Source organism: Streptomyces sp. JL2001 (assembly GCF_050917515.1).
Lineage (GTDB): Bacteria > Actinomycetota > Actinomycetes > Streptomycetales > Streptomycetaceae > Streptomyces.
This window is the reverse complement of record NZ_CP169421.1, coordinates 7,628,569-7,644,980: the sequence shown is the minus strand read 5'-3', so window position 1 is coordinate 7,644,980 and position 16,412 is coordinate 7,628,569. Positions and strand designations below refer to the sequence as shown.

Sequence of the window (16,412 nt, the reverse complement as noted above, 5' to 3'; positions counted from 1 at the left end):
GGGAGGAAAGCCGTGCGGCTGAGAGGTAGGGGTGCGCGTGGGAGGGTGCGGGCCGTGGCGTGGCGGCGCGGCACCGTCGATCAGCCGAAGGCTTTGACCGCCTGGTAGTAGGTCCAGGCCGTGCTGTTGCACGTCGTCTTCGTGGCGCCGCTGTAGTTGAGGCACACGCGCTTGAGGTCCTCGTACAGGGCGCTGTCCAGACGGGACTTGTTGGCGCTGAAGGTGCCGGCGGCCTTGTAGTTGCGGTAGGCGAAGTCGTGTCGGGCGCACGACATCGAGAAGGGGAAGCCGAGGGGGTTGTCCGGCGAGGTGGAGCAGTAGTCGGTCGACCAGTCGAAGGCGTAGGCGGACCAGGCACCCTGGTTGGCTCGGGCGGCGGCCCATTGGTTGTAGCTCGACGCGCTCGTCTGCGTCCAACTGGAGAGCACCTGGGGCTTGTCGGCAGGGGCGGCCGTGGCGACAGTGGCGGTGGCGACGGTGGTGACCAGGGCAAGGGCCGAGGCGGACAAGCCGATGGAAAGTCTTTGGTGCATCCCACACCTCCATGAGACTGCGGCCCACCGACGAGCCGCAGGTACATGACAAGATGATTGACGGGGCAACAGCGTTTGTATAGACCTTGGCGTGTCGGCTTTCGCGAGAGTCAGCTGCGGGACCGGCCCGCAGGCAAACGGACCGGGGCGGAGCGGACAGACCCCAGGATCGGTCGTGGACGGAGGTCGAGGCCGAAGGGCCGTCCAGCCCGGGGGTCCCCCACCGCCTCGGGCGCATCGGGCTGCCGCTTCGGCCCGTCTCGGCGAGTTCGCGCGTGGCCTTGGTGGCCACAGCAACGGCGACATGAGATCCCCCGCGGACAGCCGGCGCGGCCAGGACGAGCAGCGCGCCGCCGGCGGTCCGGCAGCAACGTCCACGACGCGTCGGCGGCTCCTCGGCCCACGTGCCGCGTTCGGCCGCCCCCGGTAGGCTGACGTTCGAGGCTCCGCAGGGAGGTTCATCATGCGCCGCACTGTCTGGTCCGCAGCCATCTCGGTCGGCCTGGCCACGATCCCGGTCCGGGTTCCGTCCGCGAGCGGGTGGGATCGGACACCGTGAACACTCCGCAGGACAAGTCGAGTGCATCGGGTACGTCGAGTGCGTCGGGTCGGACCGACCGAGACGTCGACGATGCGGTCCTCGCGGCCCTGTTCTCCGAAGCCCAGGTCGGTCTGCATGTCCTTGATACCGAGCTGCGGTTGGTCCGGTACAACTCCGCGGCCCGGCATATTCGCGCGTTCCCACTCGAGGAATTCCTCGGACGCAGGCTCATCGACGTGCTCCGGGGTCTTGACGTCGCGGAGGCGGACGCCATCGAGAACGTGGTCCGCGGGGTGCTGGACACCGGCAAGCCGATGCGCGATGTGCTGGTGACGGTGCGTTCCCGGCACGAGCCGTATACCCGGGTCAGGGCATCGGTGTCGTGGTACCGGCTGGAGGACCCGCACGGGCGTCCCCTGGGGGTGGCGGGCGCGATCGTCGACGTCACAGAACGTTACCGGGCCCAGGAGCGACTCGCCCTGCTGGACCGGGCCGCGGCCCGTATCGGCCACACCCTGGATCTCTTCCGCACGGCGCAGGACCTGGCGGACCTCGCGGTCCCGGAGCTGGCCGACATCGTGACGGTGGACCTTCTCGACCTGGTCCTGCGCGGCGAGGCGCCGGCACCCGGGCGGCACGTCGAGAGCCTCCCCCTGCGACGGGCGGCCTGGCGTGCGCTCGATGACACCGAAGAGCCGAGTACACCCCCCGTGGGGGAAGCGAACGTGTTCCCCGCGGACACGCCGTACCGCCGCAGCGTGGCCGACCTTCGGCCCCGGCTGATGGAACGGCTGGACGCGGACACCGGGTGGCTCGCCCAGGACCCTGTCCGGGCCCGCGCGCTGCGCAGGGCCGGGGTGCACTCGATGATGGTGGTTCCCCTGTCCGCGCGGGGCGTGGTGCTGGGCCTGGTCTGCTTCTACCGGGCGCAGTGCCCGGAGGCGTACGAGGACGACGACCTGGCGCTCGCCGTCCAGCTGGCCGCACGTACCGCGGTCTGCCTGGACAACGCCCGGCTGTACGGCCGCGAACACTCCGCCGGTCAGCTCCTCCAGCTCAGTCTGCGGCCGCCCGAGGTACCTGCGCACACCGCGGTGGAGACCGCACACAGGTACCGCCCCTCCGGCCCCAGCGGCGACTGGTTCGACGTGATCCCCCTGTCCGGCGCCCGCATCGCCCTGGCCGCCGGCGACATCCCCGGCCGCGGAATTCGTGCCGCGGCGGCCATGGGCGAAATCCGGGCCGCCATCGGAGCCCTTGCAGCCCTGGACCTGCAGCCCGACGAGCTCCTTGAGCGCCTGCACGAACTGGTCACCCGGCTCAGAAGCCAGCAGCCCCGGCATGACGGCGCCGACGGGCGAACCGTAGGCGCCACCTGCCTCTACGTCGTCTACGACCCGGCGACCCGGCAGTGCAGCATGGCCCGGGCGGGCCATCCGCCTCCGGTCCTCGCCTTCCCCGACGGCACCGTGCAACTCGCCGACATCCCCCAAGGACCGCCCCTCGGACAGGGCCGCCCCGCCTACCGAACCGTCCAGCGGGAACTGCCCGAAGGCACCCTCGTCGTCCTCAACAACGCGGCCCTGGACCCCACCGGTTCCCCCCACCGAAGCGGGGAACGACTGGACCTCATCCGCGCCGCCCTGGCTTCTGACGGCAGCTCCCTGGAACACATCTGCGACGCCCTGCTCGACCTCTTGGCCCCGGAGAGCCGCCAGGAGGACGCGGTCCTCCTCCTCGCCAGAACCCGTGCCCTTGACCCCGGCCGGCTCGCCTCCTGGACACTGCCCCCGGCACCCGAGGTCGTGTCGCAGGCACGCAGCCTCGCCGCCGGCCAACTCGACACCTGGGGCCTGGACGACCTCGAGTACACCACCTCACTCATCGTCAGCGAGTTGGTCACCAACGCCATCCGCTACTCCCGCGGACCGATCGCCCTGCGCCTGATCCGCGACCGGTCCCTCATCTGCGAGGTCTCCGACACCAGCAGCACCTCACCGCAACTGCGGCACGCCGAGGACACCGACGAGGGCGGCCGCGGCCTCTACCTGATCGCACAGATGGCCCAGCGCTGGGGCACCCGTCCCGGCCGCCGAGGCAAGACCATCTGGACCGAGCAGGAACTGCCGTGACCGGCCGAGCGGGCTCCATCGGCTCGCCCTGCCCGCTGCCCCTGATCCCCACGATGCCGGAACTGCCCTCTCCGTCCTCCGCGAGACGGATGGGCCAGACGGCCCGACCGACATCCGCGGCCCGAGTACGGACACTCACCGTCGATCGAGCCGGGCCTGGGACACCTACCGCGCGGCGCAGGAGTCCGCGGGGGACGCATGCACGTGCCTATCGAGGCGCGTCGACCGCGTGGTCCTCCGCGTCCCTCAGCTCGCGCTTGAGGATCTTGCCCGTGGCGTTCATGGGCAGGGCGTTGCGGAACTCCACGAGGCGGGGGTACTTGTAGCCCGCCATCTGGTCTCTGCACCAGTCGATCAGCTCCTGCTCGGTGAGCGTCGACCCCGGGGCGCGGACCACGCACGCCTTGATCTCCTCGCCGTGGCGGTCGTGCGGCACACCGATGACGGCCGCCATGCTCACGGCGGGGTGGGTGAGCAGCACTTCCTCGATCTCGCGCGGGTACACGTTGAACCCACCGCGGATGATCATGTCCTTGGCGCGGTCGACGATGTAGAACCAGCCGTCGGCGTCGCGGCGGGCCAGGTCACCGGTGCGGAACCAGCCGTTGCGCATCACCTCGGCGGTCGCCTCGGGCCGGTTGTAGTAACCCTTCATGATGTTGTGGCCGCGTATGACGATCTCGCCGATCGCGTCGGCGCCCTGGACCGGTGTCCAGTCCTTGTCGACCAGGTCCACCTCGACACCCCAGACGGGGCGTCCGATGGAGCCCGGACGCACCTCCTCGCCGGGCGGCACGAAGGTGGCCGCCGGGCTGGTCTCCGAGAGGCCGTAGCCCTCCATGATGGTGACCCCGAAACGCTCACGGAACCGGCGGTGGATCTCGACCGGCAGTGCCGACGCTCCCGACCCGGCCATCCGCAGGTTCTTGGCGATCAGCGGCAGGTCGACATCGTGCGCCTCCTCTTCGAGCAGGGCCCAGTACATCGTGGGAACACCCGCGAAGAAGGTGACGGCATGACGCTGCATCAGGGCGAGGGCCGAGCGGGCGTCGAAGCGTGGCAGCAGCACGAGCGTCGCCCGGGAGGCGATGCCGGCGTTCATCTGCACGACCTGGCCGAAGGAGTGGAAGAGCGGCAGGGTGATCAGATGGACGTCGTGCTCGACCTCGCCGAACAGCTTGTGGCAGGTCAGGACGTTCAGCATCACGTTGGAGTGGGTGAGCTCGGCGCCCTTTGGCCGGCCGGTGGTACCGGAGGTGTACAGGATGAGCGCGGTGTCGCCGGACTCGGTGGCCACCGTCTCGAAGTCCGCGCTCCGTGAGGCCAGCGCCGCGGTCAGGGTCTCGGCACCCGCGATCGGGGAGACCTCGGTGGGGGCGGCGGTCATCAGGAAGAAGTTCTCGCACCCGGCGGTCTCACCGAAGCCGGACCAGCCCTCCTGCCCCATCGGGAGGTCCGCGGTGCCCTCGAAGCAGAAGTACGCCTTCGCCTCGGAGTCGGCCAGGTGGTACGCGATCTCGCGTCCCTTGAGCAGCACGTTGAGCGGGACGACCACCGCGCCGGCCTTGAGGATGCCGTAGTAGACGATCGGGAACCAGGGCAGGTTCGGGCACGACAGTGCGACCTTGTCACCGGGCTGGATGCCGCGCGAGCGCAGCAGGTTGGCCACCTGGCGGGCGGCCGTGTCCAGCTCGGCGTAGGTGAGCCGCTGGGTGCCCAGGACGACTGCCGTGCGGTCGGGCACGATGCGGGCGCTGTTCTCCAGCAGGGCGGCGAGATTGAGCATGAGGTCTCCGTTGGGGATGCTTCGGCGGGCGCCGAAGGCGTGGCGGATACGGGGCCGGCGGGACCGCGGGCGGCCGGGGGGTCAGCCCCGCAGCGCGGAGGCGAAGAGTGCGGGCAGTTTCGTCAGGCTCGGCGCCGCCGTGAAGCGGGTGAGGCGTTGCACCGTGGTCAGCGCGGTGCGGTTGGTCACGAAGTACGGGGGGCGGGGTGACAGCGACGGGTCACCCGTGACCAGGCCCCGGGGGGCGGGGGTGAAGGGGGCGCGCAGCACGGTCTTCTCGATGTCCTCGAGCATGAACGCGTTGTGCACGAAGCCGATGCCGCTGCCGATGTCCTGCCGGGTGTGACCGGGGAAGGCGCCCCACGGGGTGAAGCCGAGGAGGAAGCCGACGCCCGACCAGCAGTTGACGCCCAGGGTGCCGTAGCGCAGGTCGGCGATGGCGGTGCGCACCGCCTCCCGGTGGGCCTTCTCGGTCTTCGGGTGGACGATCAGGGTGGCGCCGAGGGTGCCGGGCAGGGTGTCGTTGGCGAAGTCGACCGCGTGGCGCAGGAATTCGGCCGGGCCGGCGCCGGGCAGGCGTACGACGCCCAGGGCGCTGCCGAAGACCTCGTCGGTGACGAGGACGTCGTCGTGGTGGTCGGTGATGTCGGGGACGAGCAGCCGGCAGTCGTCGCCGTGCGTCTCCGCCTGCGGGTGGGCCTCGCGTACCGCGGCGAGGCGGCCCGCGGCGCCGGGGTAGTAGTCGGTGCGCGGGGGCAGTTCGCGCAGCACCCGCCGGACCTCGTCGAGCAGCCGGTCGGTGCCGTCCCAGTCGCGTGGCAGGACAAGGATCTGGCTGGCGATGCAGTTGTGGCCGGAGTTGTTCATCTTGCTGGTGACGATGTGCTCGGCCTGGAAGCGGAAGTCGGCGTCGCTCCACGGGCCCGGCGCCACGATGCACGGGCTGACGCCGCCGAGTTCGCTGCTGAAGGGCTTGGTGATCAGCGGGAGGTCGTCGCGGCGGCGTTGCTCCGCGTCCTCGTCGGTGCCCCAGACGATGGCGTCGTGGGTGCGGTCGCTGCCGGTGACGTGGATGGTGTCGACGCCTTCGTGACGGGTGAGATAGGCGCCTTCGGCCGGGCCGCCGTCGACGAAGCGCACCCAGCCCCGTTCGACGAACTCGGCGAAGACGTACTCGAAGTGGGGGCGCAGGTAGGCGTTGACCGGGTTCATCTTGGCGATGACGACCTGGCCCTCGGCGTAGAGCTTGTGCAGGATGTCCAGCGCGGTGATGGCGGCGACATTGCCGGCGCCGAGCACCAGGGCCAGGGCCGGGTCTCCCTGCCTGCCCCGGTACTCTCCCGCGGCGCCCGCCCGCGTCTGCTCCGCGGTGACGCCGGGGCGCATCCACACCTCGGCGCGGAAACCGTTGAGCAGCAGGGTGTCCCAGCCGGTGGCGGGGAAGACGTCCACGCGGGTGCGGCCGTCCTCCTCGTGGACGGTCCTCCCGTCCAGCGGGTCCCTGCCCGCGGCGATCCGCCGAAGGACATGCAGAAGCGCCGCGGCGTTCTGGACCAGGGCCCAGGGGCCGCCCGTCCAGTCCTCGGCCGCCCAGGGGGAGTCCGGTTCGACCTCCTTCGCCTGGCTGCCCGCGGCGGCCATCTCGGCCGCACGTGCGACGACGCGCGGCTGCAACCGCTCCAGGAGGGCGATGCGTTCGGTGAGCGGGGTGGCGGACCAGGACTCGGCGTTGCCGCGTACGTCGGCCACGGTGCGGTCGAGAAAGGAGGTGTCGAGGGTGCTGGTGTTCAACGTCGTCCCCTGCGGAAGGTCGGGAGCGGGAAGGGCGGGAAGGGTGGGGCCTGCCCCGTGCGTGGCGCGAGGAGCAGGCCCTGTACCTGTCGTCAGACGGCAGGCCCGTACCTGTCGTCAGGCGGAGAGCAGGCGGGCGTCGCGGTCGGGGTTGATCAGCGTGACGGCGGCCGTTCCGCCCACCAGGAGCCAGGCACCGGTGATCAGGACCGCGTACTGGTAGCCCCCCGCTCCATGGGTGTCCACGAGGCTGCCGATCAACGTCGGGGCGATCAGACCGGCGGTGGTCACCACGGCGTTCATGAAGCCCAGGGCACCGCCGCGACGGTCGGCAGGAGCCAGCTCCATGATGGTGGTGGCGGCGATGCTGCCCATCGCTCCGGCGAGGCCGAACGCGCCGAGCAGCAGCACGACCGTCACCGCACCGGCCGGGGCCACAGGCAGGGCCAGACAGGAGACACCGGAGACGAGCAGCAGGACGCCCCCGACCCAACCGCGGGCCCACCGGCTCGCGATACCGCGGCGCAGCATCCATCCGGTCAGGCCCGCCTGCCCGAGCACCAGGATTCCGCTCAGACCCCAGAACAGCATCAGCAGCTGTGTGGACACGGCCGACGAGTAGCCCAGCCCGTCACGGAGGTAGGAGGGGAGCCACACCAGGGCGAAGGCGATCACCCAGTAGGTGCTGAAGTAGCCGATCGTGACACCGATCCACGTGCGGGTCGCGAGGATCCGGCGGTACGGCATCCTGGGCTGTGCCTGGCCCAGGGTCACGGCCGCCGTCGCCTTGTCCGTTCCCGGCCCGTCGTCGGAGGACGCCTCGGCCGGGGGGTCGCTGTCCGACGTGGTCGCGTACGGCCCCTCTCCGCCGAAGGGAATCCACAGCAGCGCCCACACCACGCCGACCAGCGCCACCGCGGCGACGGCCGAGCGCCAGCCGTGCTGGTCGATCAACCACGTCAGCACGGGAGCGGCGACCAGGACCCCCAGCGTGACCCCCAGGACGATCAGCGCCCCGGGCAGGTTGCGCCGGTGGTTGGGGAACCAGGACAGGGTCGTCTGCTGGGCGACCGGATAGGCGGGCCCCTCGGCGGCGCCGAGGAGGACACGTGAGGCGATGAGCACCGCCAGTCCTCCGCCGATGGCCAGTGGCGCCTGGGACACGGACCACAGGACGGCCATGATCAGCAGCAGCCACTTCGGCCGAATGCGGTCGGCGAGCAGCCCCACGGCGGCACCGGAGATCGAGAACAGCAGGAAGAACGCGCTGCTGGCGAGTCCGAAGGCCGATGCGGACAGGCCGAGGTCCTGTCGGATCTCCTCCGCGGCCAGACCGAGCAAGGACTTGTCGGCGAAATTGATCATCATGAAGACGACGAGCAGCGCCGTGACGATCCACGCGCGGCGTCTCGTTCTGCTCGGCACCCTCGGGGGGCCGGCGGGCACGGCGGGTGCGACATCGGTGTCGGTCACAAGGACTCCGCGGAGACTGGATGGGGAGGGGAGAAGGGGCCCGGGGCTCGATCAGGAGAGCGGGACGCCGGCGATGGCGATGCGCTCCATGACACGGCGCTGCGGGAAGTAGTCGTTGATCGCGTAGTGCTGGGTGGCGATGTTGTCCCAGATCGCGACGGACCCCGGCTGCCAGCGGAAGCGCACCTGGTACTCGGGGATCCGGGCCTGGAGGACGAGCTCGCCCAGCAGTTCGCGGCTCTCCGCGTCCGACAGGCCGACGATCCGGGTCGTGAAGGGCTCGTTGACGTAGAGCAGCTTGCGGCCGGTGCGCGGGTGGCGCACGACCACGGGGTGCTCGACGGCCGGCAGGTTCTCGCGATGCGCGGCGAGCTGGGCCTCGGTCATCAGCGAACCCCAGCTGGGCACCCAGTCGTGCACCGCGGTGAGCCCCTCGATCCGGGCCTTCATGGACTCGGTGAGGTTGTCGTAGGCGGCCGCCATGTCCGCCCACATGGTGTCGCCGCCGGCGGACGGGACCTCGACGGCGCGCAGCACGGAGCCGAGGGCCGGCGCGGCCATGAACGAGTGGTCGCTGTGCCAGATGTTCTCCGTGCCCATGGCCATGGCGTCCTTGGCCAGCCGGGAGACTCCGACCGTGTCGCCCCTGGGGAAGAACGGGTTGGCCTCCGGCTCGCCCCACAGTGCGGAGAACGCGAGCTGGGACTGCGGGTCGAAGCCGTGCTGGTCGCGGAAGAAGAGCACCTTCCACTCCAGAAGGGCCTGCCGGATCTCCTCCGCGACGTCCTCGCCGATCGGGAGGGAGAGGTCGACGCCCTCGATCTCGGCGCCGATGTGCGGGGTGAGCGGGCAGATGTCCAGGAGCCGGTAGTCGGGCTGGGGCGCGTCCGGCGCGATGCGGTCGAGCGTGCGCTTGCCGTAGTGCATGAGCGGCTTGTCGAGCGCGGGGGCGGGGGTGGTGGCAGCGCTGTCCATGGGTCCTCCGTAACGGCCGGAAAATCGTTACCGGAAGTATCGTTATCGGGGTGCGGGTAGGCAAGGGCTTGGCGGCACGAAAAAACGGGGTGCGGGAAAGCCCCGGATGCCAGGCGTCAGCCGGTGGGGCCCACAGCTCGGGCCACGAGCTCGACCAGCGTCTCCACGAAGCGGGCGTCGGGCATCTCCTGCTCACCGACCAGCCGGAAAAGCAGCGGTGCGGCCACCAGCGTGGCCGCGGCCCGGACATCGGTGTCCGGGTCCACGTCACCGCGGACCATCCCCCGTTCCAGGATGCGCCTCGTCTCGCCCGTGATCCGCTCGGTGTACTCCGCGTACTTGCCCCGGGCCGCACCCGTCTCGGCCGTCGCCCCGATCAGGCCCGCGATCAGCCGGTCCGACCCCGGCAGTCGATACGCCTCCAGGCGAGCGGTGAGGACGAAGCGGAGCTCGGCGCGGAAGTCGCCCAGATCAGGCACCGACAGGACACCGAGACGGCTCTCGGCAGCGGCGATGATCAGATCCTGCTTGGTGGGCCACCGCCGGTACATGGCCGGCTTGCTCACCCCGGCGCGGGACGCGACGGCGTCCATCGTGACCGCGCCGATCCCCTGCTCGGTGACCATGTCCACCACCGCGGTCAGGACGGCTGCGGTGACCCGCTCCTCGCGCGGTCGCCCTGGTCCTCGTACCGCCCCGTCCGGCCTCATCTCCACCATGCTCAGAGCCTACGTTCTCCGCCGGACCTGCCGGGACGAGGTGAGTTCGTCGACCGAGCTGATGGACTCCTGGTAGACGTCCGCGTAGGTGCGTGAGTCCTTGACCAGGTCGTCGCAGAACGCGGCGACGTCGCTGCCGATGAGTTCCAGGACCCCCTTCCCTGCGACGACACCTTCCTCGAAGAAGTCGACGATCCCGGGGAGCAGGGGTCCGTCGGGCAGGTCGATCGGTCCGACCTTGAACAGGTACTTCTGCATCTCCTTGTAGACGATCCGGTAATCCGGCGGGAGCGCCTTGACCCGAGCCGTGTGCGCCCGCCACTGCTTCTTGCCCTCGATGATGTCCTGGATGCCCACGTCAGCCTCCCAGCCGGCTCAGTTTCCTTGCGACGTTCCTGTTCAACTGCTCGCGCCACCGGTCGCGATAGGTTCGAGCCCCATGTCCTCCGACCAGCGCCGTGCAAAAGCCCCTGATGTCGTCGCCGAGCACCTCGCGGACGCTCTGCCCGTCCGCCGCAGTCTCTTCGAGCAGCCCGAGGGCGGCGTCGAGGATCGGCATCAGGTTGCGGCCGGTGAAGTCGCCATGGGGGAAGAGGTGGTCCTTGATCTGCGCCCAAGCCGCCCGGTAGTCATCCGGCAGGGCCTCGGCCCGGGCTTCGAACGCCTTCCAGTCCCTGGTGAGATCGCTGCCCGTGATGGTCTCCCAGAAGTTCATCTCCCGCCCTCCTTGAGTCTGTCGATGCGTGATGAGACGTACTGCCATTTCGTCCAGAACTTCGCGAGTTCCTCGCGTCCGGCCTCGTTGAGCGCGTAGAACTTGCGCGGCGGGCCGACCCCGGACGGCCGTTTCGTCACCTGGACGAGGTGGTTCCTCTCCAGTCGCAGCAGGATGGTGTACACCGTCCCCTCGACGACGTCGGTGAAGCCGAGCTCGTTCAGTTGACGGGTGATGGCGTATCCGTAGGTCTCCTCTCTGCAGATGATCTCGAGTACGCACCCCTCGAGCGTCCCCTTCAGCATCTCCGTCAGGTCGTCCATCGCGAGTCCTCCTCGACCCAGCGGTACTACGTAGCACCGAGTACCACTACACGGTACCACTGAGTAGTGGGCGAAGGCAGGGGGACTACACCTCGCCCAGGCGGTCCGGCAGACCGAAGAGAGGGGAAGAGACGGGCGTCGACGTGGAGGAGCATGTGCGACTCCTCCACGTCGTAGCGGGAGAAGGCCGTGGCATACCGCACGGCGAACGCCGCCGCTGAAGGGCCGGGCGGCCGGCGACCTGGCTCTGCACGTCCCGCACGTGGGGCGTGGACATGCCCCCGTAGTTCGAGGGGGTTCGGGGTGGGTGCCACGCGAGTGAGCCCCGGCAGGTGGTGCCGGGGCTCAGCAGGAGTGGTGTGTCAGCGGTCCATCAGGACGAACACGCCCCACCCGAGGTATTCGCGCTGGTACCTGGCATGTTGGACAGGTGCCGCGGCGAGTTCCGCACGCATGTCGTCGGCGAGCTCGTCGTCGGGGTTGGCGTCGAGCCAGCGTCGCATGTTGAGCCACTGTGCCGCGACGTACCGGTCCCAGCTGTCCTGGTCGGCAAGGACCATCTCGACGACATCACAGCCCAGGGCCCTGAACTGTTCGAGCAGTTCCGGCAGCGGGAGCAGGTCGTCCTTGCGGGCCATGTGGCAGCCCTCGACGGCGCCTTGGTCCTCAGGCTCGCGGCGCCAGTACGGTTCGCCGATCAGCATCATGCCGCCGGAGGCGAGGCTGCGCCGCAGGAGTTCGACGGTACCCGCCACGCCGGAGCCGATCCAGGTGGCGCCGACGCAGGCGGCGATGCCGACGGGATCGTCGGCGACATGCCCCGAGGCGTCCGCGTGCACGAAGCCGACTCGGTCGGCAACGCCCAGCTCCACGGCTCGCCCACGGGCGGCGTCGAGGAAGACGGTGCTGATGTCCACCCCGGTGCCGGCCACACCGTGGTCCCGGGCCCAGGTGCAGAGCATCTCGCCCTTGCCGCAGGCGAGGTCGAGCATGCGGGTGCCCGGCGACGGGCTGATGGCCTGACCCAGGATGGCCAGTTTCTCGCTGGTGAACGGGTTGCAGATGCGATGGCTGCTCTCGCGGATGGTGAAGCTACGTGGCAGATCCACTACAAGGGTTCCTTCGGTCCGTGGAGGTCAGAACGGCTGGGCAATGCGGCCGACGTGAGTTGGCCGCGAGTACCTGGACCGTCATCAAATGCACCTCTTCGGATGTGAAGGCTGGGACCGGTCGAGGCTAGGGCGGCCGAGATCACCGTGTCCATCGCATTTCACGACCTGCCGGCACGCGCCTCATACGATGCGGGGCCGCCGGGCGACCGGCGAGGGCCACGCCGCCAACTGCGCCGCGTGGCAATGGAATCAAGGGAAGTACAGCGACGCCTTCTCCAATACATGGCCCGTAAACATGCCTCCCAGGGCGACCCGACCGCGGTACATCGTGGTCCGCACGTGGTCCGGGGCGGTCTCGATCGTGAGGGGGCGGCTGATCAGCGTCGTCCCGAGGATCCGAGCGTCCTGGGAGGCCCATTGCGCAGCCTCGGGTCGGACACGCTCGCTCACCAGGGCGGGGAGCACCAGTGCGGCGTTGCGGGCACCAGGTATGCCACCGCGCAGGCCCTTGGCGTAGCTCATCGCCCACGTGGTGAACTCCCCCAGCGTGGCCACGTCGATCTCGGGGACTGCGGCCGCGAAGACGAACAGCTCGGTCTTCGTCCCGAACCAGCGGACCTTGCGGTCGGCGCGGCACCCGGTCACCACCCGGCGGCCGTTCCAGGGAGGCAGGGTCACCGTACAGCCGTCGGCCGTCAGCCGTTCATGGAGCGCTTGAAGGTACGTTCCCGCGGTGTCGGTGGTCGGCTCGGGAGCATCTGAGTTCATGCGTGGATCCTCCAACACCCTTGATCCGCAGGGGAAGAGGGCACAGAAGGCCTGACGGCCTCGGAGCACTTGCGAGGGAGAGAGCCCCTGCAGATGGCCTACCTGTACGCCATTCGCCATGCGATCAACCCCTCCCCCACCGCGCCTGCTGGATAGGCGCGCCGGGCGAACCGCCACTGCCGGTCTGTCGGGTCTCCCGCGCGACGAGGCAGAGGGCTCGGAGGGGGCGCGACAGCCGCCCCAGGGCGCGGGGCGGGGAACGCGGACGTCCCGGGCCGCCGGCTGCAGCCTGGGACGCCGCGGTGGGTGCCGTGGGGGATCAGCCCGTCTCTCGTCCCGGGCTCGTCCGATCGGTCGGATCTTCCGGTGGTCGCGCCGGGTGCGGCAGAGCTGAGGTTATGGATGCGACACCGGACCATCCATGAGCATCAACCTCAGGAGCCACACGATGCGCCCCATCAGAGCAGCCTGTCTCGGCACGGCCACTGCGCTGGTCACCCTTCTCGCCTGCACCCCCGTTGCCGCCGCCTCCGCGGCGGGCACCGTTTCCGCCCAAGCCAAGGCCAAGGACCGGGTCATCACACTCATCGGCCGGCTCGCGGAACAGTCGCGCTTCCCCGTCAACCCCGGCGGTGCCGCCGCCCAGGGTGATCGGACCGTCGTCCGCTCCCTCCTCTTCGACAAGGCCGGCAAGCAGGTCGGCGAGACCGCCGGCACCTGCACCACCACCCGGGTCACCGATGGCGGAGCGGAGGTGTGCACCGTGACCTACACCCTCCCGGGCGGCCAGCTCTCCGTCCAGGGGATGGTCTTCGGCCACCTCATCCCGGGCCCTCCCCCGTCGTTCGACAACGGGATCACCGGCGGCACCGGCGAATACGCCCGGGCTCGAGGCACGGTCCACGCCGACACGATCGCCACGGGAACGAGGCGCTTCACGATCAACCTCAAGGGCTGACTGCCTGCCCCCGCCCGGTGAAGTCTGGCGGGGGCTCCTCTACGGTGACGCTGCACTCGGCAGGTCGATCAGTCGCCGCCGCGGTCGCCGAGGCTCACCTCAGCCGATTGCGTGGCCGTCCGACCTGTCCAATTCCCCACGCGCTCACACGAACCCCGGGGCCCCTCCCCCGCCACGCCCCTAGGTGGGGATGTCCAGGGCGGTCCCGTACAGGCGGGATACCCGGAGCGCGATGGTCACGCGCCGGTCAGGCTGCTGTTCTTGCCCACCGGGGGCCGCCCCGTCGGCCGGGTCCACTATCTCCACCTCTCCCTCCGCAACGGCGAACGACCACACGTCCGGGCCACTGACGTGCAGTGATGCGTGCGGGTCAAGGCGCAGCTGCCGGACCTTGAGACGATTGGCGGTGGAGGAGACGCGCAGCACACGTTCCTCGGCGTTCCAGTCATAGAGGACGGTCGACAGGTGCGGGTGGCCGGTGCTCCGCACACTCGCGAGCACGCCGAACTGCCCCTGGCTCAACAGCCGGGAGAGTTCCTCGTCGCTGAGCGCCCGGGGGGCCGGGCCATCGTTCTGAGTCTGACCAGTAGTGGTCTCCGTGGCGGAGTGCCGGCTCATGGGTATCAACCTTCGGTTCGAAGCGAGAGGGGCGGCGACGGGACGGGAGCGACCCCGCAGGGGCGGACTCGTAGGCGTCTGTCACTCGGGCAGCGGGCGAAGGACACCAGGGGACGAAGTCGGATGGCGCACCCACGCGCCCCCTCCCCGTCCGCTGACCCAACAGAAAAGACTGTAGCAGATAGTTTTGTTGCAGACGATTATGTTCGGGCTCCTCCGCCCCCTGCTGCCGACGGCGTAGATCTCGGTACCAGCCTCCTCCGGAAGCCATGCCCGGGGTCGTACCAGGTCCGAAAAATCGCTTGAGTCCGCGGCGGCGGCGCCGACAGGATCAGGGAACACCGATGAGTTCTTTCCGGCGCTGCGGTCTGTCGGTGTGACCTGCTACGTGCGGAGAACACTCACATGACGGAAGGCGCCATGCTCGCACCACACGCCACACCCACCCTCCCGCCCGACCGTGTCACCGCCGTGTTGCGGATTCTCGTGCTGTCCACCTTCGTCGTTCTCCTCAACGAGACGATCATGGTCAACGCGATCCCGCGACTGATGCGCGAGTTCGAGGTCACGGCGGCGGCCGCGGGGTGGCTGTCCACGGCCTTCATGCTCACCATGGCCGTCGTCATCCCGGTGACGGGGTGGTTCCTCCAGCGCGTGACGACCCGGACCGCCTTCGGCCTGGCCATGGCGCTGTTCCTCGCCGGCACGGCGCTGGCAGCGGCCGCGCCCACCTTCCCCGTGCTGTTGATCGCCCGCGTCATCCAGGCCAGTGGCACCGCCGTCATGATGCCGCTGCTCATGACGACGCTGATGACCCTGGTGCCCCCGCACGACCGCGGCCGTGTCATGGGCAACATCACCCTCGTCATCTCCGTCGCACCCGCCCTCGGCCCCGCGGCCTCCGGTGTCCTGCTGCAGTTGGGAACATGGCGCCTGCTGTTCCTGGCCGTACTGCCCATCGCCGGAGCCATGGCGTTCGTCGGTCGGCGCCAACTGGTCAACATCGGCGAGCCGCAGGCGGGCCCGATCGACTGGTTGTCCGTCCCTCTGGCGGCAGCGGGCTTCGGCGCCCTGGTCTACGGTCTGAGCGGCCTCGGCGCCGGGGACGAAGCCACGGCGGTCGTGCCCCCGGAGGCCACGACCCTGGTCGGTGCCGTGCTGGTCGGCCTGTTCACTTGGCGGCAGCTGGCGCTGCAGCGCTCGTCCGCACCGCTGCTGGACCTCCGAGCCCTGACGTTCCGTCACTTCTCCGTGGCGCTCGGCCTGATGTGCCTGTCCTTCATGGCACTGATGGGCGCGTTCATCCTGCTGCCGATCTACCTGCAGGAGGTGTGCGGCCTGACCTCGCTGCAGACCGGGCTGCTCCTCATCCCCGGCGGCCTGACCATGGGCCTGCTCGGACCACAGGTCGGGAAGCTCTACGACCGGCTCGGCGCACCGCGGCTGGTCGTCCCCGGAGCCGCACTCACAGCGCTCTGCCTCACGCTGTTCGCCTTCACGGGCCAACAGACCTCGCCATGGCTGGTGCTCGCCCTTCACGTGGCACTGAGCGCCGGGATGGCGTTCGTCTTCACCCCCGTCTTCACCTCCGGCCTGTCCGTACTTCCGCCGCACCTCTACCCCCACGGGTCCGCCATCCTGGGCTCGCTCCAACAGGTCGCGGCCGCCGCCGGCACCGCCCTCGTCATCAGCGTCATGTCGGGACGCGCCGCCACGGCGGCAGCCGAAGGCGCCGACCCCACGGACGCCCTGGCCACGGGTATCCGGTGGGGATTCGGCATCGGCGCCATGCTCGGGGGGCTGGCGGTGCTGGTCGCGCTGCTGGTCCGTACTCCGCCCGTTCCGCAACAGCCGGCCGCGCCAGAGGCCCAGGACGAAGACGGCACGACGGCGACCAAGACCGCCGCTGAGCCCGCATAGCGGCCCGGAGTCTTCGGCGAAGGCGGCCCGATGTGGTCGGGCCTACTT

15 protein-coding genes are annotated in these 16,412 nt (G+C 69.9%); 3 read left to right on the top strand and 12 right to left on the bottom strand.

Going from position 1 to position 16,412, the window contains the following annotated elements; genetic code table 11:
- Nucleotides 1–80 precede the first annotated feature (80 nt).
- On the bottom strand, nucleotides 81–533 hold the full coding sequence (locus ACE1OA_RS34330) for a phospholipase (protein WP_356605964.1): 453 nt from the start codon (nucleotides 531–533) through the stop codon (nucleotides 81–83).
- 540 nt (nucleotides 534–1,073) lie between these two features.
- Between ACE1OA_RS34330 and ACE1OA_RS34325 the strand changes: the two genes are divergently transcribed.
- A complete protein-coding gene (locus ACE1OA_RS34325) occupies nucleotides 1,074–3,206 on the top strand; it encodes a SpoIIE family protein phosphatase (RefSeq protein WP_432753965.1) in 2,133 nt (710 codons plus the stop codon).
- 208 nt (nucleotides 3,207–3,414) lie between these two features.
- On the opposite strand, the gene ACE1OA_RS34320 is transcribed toward ACE1OA_RS34325, so the two are convergent.
- From ACE1OA_RS34320 to ACE1OA_RS34275, 10 genes are all read right to left on the bottom strand, one after another.
- Nucleotides 3,415–4,992 (bottom strand): long-chain-fatty-acid--CoA ligase, encoded by a 1,578-nt coding sequence (locus tag ACE1OA_RS34320; protein WP_432753964.1) that lies wholly within the window; start codon nucleotides 4,990–4,992, stop codon nucleotides 3,415–3,417.
- An 81-nt stretch (nucleotides 4,993–5,073) separates the two neighbouring features.
- Nucleotides 5,074–6,783, bottom strand: coding sequence for an aldehyde dehydrogenase family protein (locus ACE1OA_RS34315; protein WP_432753963.1), 1,710 nt, complete (start codon nucleotides 6,781–6,783; stop codon nucleotides 5,074–5,076).
- Between the two features lie 117 nt (nucleotides 6,784–6,900).
- Nucleotides 6,901–8,256, bottom strand: coding sequence for an MFS transporter (locus ACE1OA_RS34310; protein ID WP_432753962.1), 1,356 nt, complete (start codon nucleotides 8,254–8,256; stop codon nucleotides 6,901–6,903).
- A 51-nt stretch (nucleotides 8,257–8,307) separates the two neighbouring features.
- Entirely contained in the window at nucleotides 8,308–9,231 is a 924-nt protein-coding gene (locus ACE1OA_RS34305) for a TauD/TfdA dioxygenase family protein (RefSeq protein ID WP_432753961.1), read from the bottom strand.
- A gap of 116 nt (nucleotides 9,232–9,347) precedes the next feature.
- Nucleotides 9,348–9,950 carry a TetR/AcrR family transcriptional regulator gene (locus tag ACE1OA_RS34300; RefSeq protein WP_432753960.1) on the bottom strand — a complete coding sequence of 201 codons (603 nt, stop codon included), beginning with the start codon at nucleotides 9,948–9,950 and terminating at the stop codon, nucleotides 9,348–9,350.
- 9 nt (nucleotides 9,951–9,959) lie between these two features.
- Nucleotides 9,960–10,307, bottom strand: coding sequence for a DUF1048 domain-containing protein (locus ACE1OA_RS34295; RefSeq protein ID WP_432753959.1), 348 nt, complete (start codon nucleotides 10,305–10,307; stop codon nucleotides 9,960–9,962).
- A gap of 1 nt (nucleotide 10,308) precedes the next feature.
- Nucleotides 10,309–10,665: a DUF1048 domain-containing protein gene (locus tag ACE1OA_RS34290; RefSeq protein ID WP_432753958.1), complete on the bottom strand. Its 357-nt coding sequence runs from the start codon at nucleotides 10,663–10,665 to the stop codon at nucleotides 10,309–10,311.
- Entirely contained in the window at nucleotides 10,662–10,988 is a 327-nt protein-coding gene (locus ACE1OA_RS34285; RefSeq protein WP_356777903.1) for a PadR family transcriptional regulator, read from the bottom strand. Before ACE1OA_RS34285 ends, ACE1OA_RS34290 begins: the two co-directional genes overlap by 4 nt.
- A gap of 362 nt (nucleotides 10,989–11,350) precedes the next feature.
- A complete protein-coding gene (locus ACE1OA_RS34280; RefSeq protein WP_432753957.1) occupies nucleotides 11,351–12,097 on the bottom strand; it encodes an SAM-dependent methyltransferase in 747 nt (248 codons plus the stop codon).
- Nucleotides 12,098–12,349: 252 nt separating this feature from the next.
- Nucleotides 12,350–12,868 (bottom strand): hypothetical protein, encoded by a 519-nt coding sequence (locus ACE1OA_RS34275; RefSeq protein ID WP_432753956.1) that lies wholly within the window; start codon nucleotides 12,866–12,868, stop codon nucleotides 12,350–12,352.
- A gap of 421 nt (nucleotides 12,869–13,289) precedes the next feature.
- Between ACE1OA_RS34275 and ACE1OA_RS34270 the strand changes: the two genes are divergently transcribed.
- Nucleotides 13,290–13,826, top strand: coding sequence for an allene oxide cyclase barrel-like domain-containing protein (locus tag ACE1OA_RS34270; protein ID WP_432753955.1), 537 nt, complete (start codon nucleotides 13,290–13,292; stop codon nucleotides 13,824–13,826).
- 180 nt (nucleotides 13,827–14,006) lie between these two features.
- On the opposite strand, the gene ACE1OA_RS34265 is transcribed toward ACE1OA_RS34270, so the two are convergent.
- On the bottom strand, nucleotides 14,007–14,444 hold the full coding sequence (locus ACE1OA_RS34265) for a pyridoxamine 5'-phosphate oxidase family protein (RefSeq protein ID WP_432753954.1): 438 nt from the start codon (nucleotides 14,442–14,444) through the stop codon (nucleotides 14,007–14,009).
- Between the two features lie 420 nt (nucleotides 14,445–14,864).
- Between ACE1OA_RS34265 and ACE1OA_RS34260 the strand changes: the two genes are divergently transcribed.
- Nucleotides 14,865–16,364 (top strand): DHA2 family efflux MFS transporter permease subunit, encoded by a 1,500-nt coding sequence (locus ACE1OA_RS34260; RefSeq protein ID WP_386540635.1) that lies wholly within the window; start codon nucleotides 14,865–14,867, stop codon nucleotides 16,362–16,364.
- Nucleotides 16,365–16,412 lie beyond the last annotated feature (48 nt).

Excerpts from the sequence above, each read along its gene's own strand:
- ACE1OA_RS34270 (WP_432753955.1), top strand. The coding sequence starts at position 13,290 with ATGAGCATCAACCTCAGGAGCCACACGATGCGCCCCATCAGAGCAGCC.
- ACE1OA_RS34320 (WP_432753964.1), bottom strand. The coding sequence starts at position 4,992 with ATGCTCAATCTCGCCGCCCTGCTGGAGAACAGCGCCCGCATCGTGCCC.
- ACE1OA_RS34275 (WP_432753956.1), bottom strand. The coding sequence starts at position 12,868 with ATGAACTCAGATGCTCCCGAGCCGACCACCGACACCGCGGGAACGTAC.
- ACE1OA_RS34260 (WP_386540635.1), top strand. The coding sequence starts at position 14,865 with ATGCTCGCACCACACGCCACACCCACCCTCCCGCCCGACCGTGTCACC.
- ACE1OA_RS34265 (WP_432753954.1), bottom strand. The coding sequence starts at position 14,444 with ATGAGCCGGCACTCCGCCACGGAGACCACTACTGGTCAGACTCAGAAC.
- ACE1OA_RS34330 (WP_356605964.1), bottom strand. The coding sequence starts at position 533 with ATGCACCAAAGACTTTCCATCGGCTTGTCCGCCTCGGCCCTTGCCCTG.
- ACE1OA_RS34300 (WP_432753960.1), bottom strand. The coding sequence starts at position 9,950 with ATGGTGGAGATGAGGCCGGACGGGGCGGTACGAGGACCAGGGCGACCG.
- ACE1OA_RS34285 (WP_356777903.1), bottom strand. The coding sequence starts at position 10,988 with ATGGACGACCTGACGGAGATGCTGAAGGGGACGCTCGAGGGGTGCGTA.
- ACE1OA_RS34305 (WP_432753961.1), bottom strand. The coding sequence starts at position 9,231 with ATGGACAGCGCTGCCACCACCCCCGCCCCCGCGCTCGACAAGCCGCTC.
- ACE1OA_RS34290 (WP_432753958.1), bottom strand. The coding sequence starts at position 10,665 with ATGAACTTCTGGGAGACCATCACGGGCAGCGATCTCACCAGGGACTGG.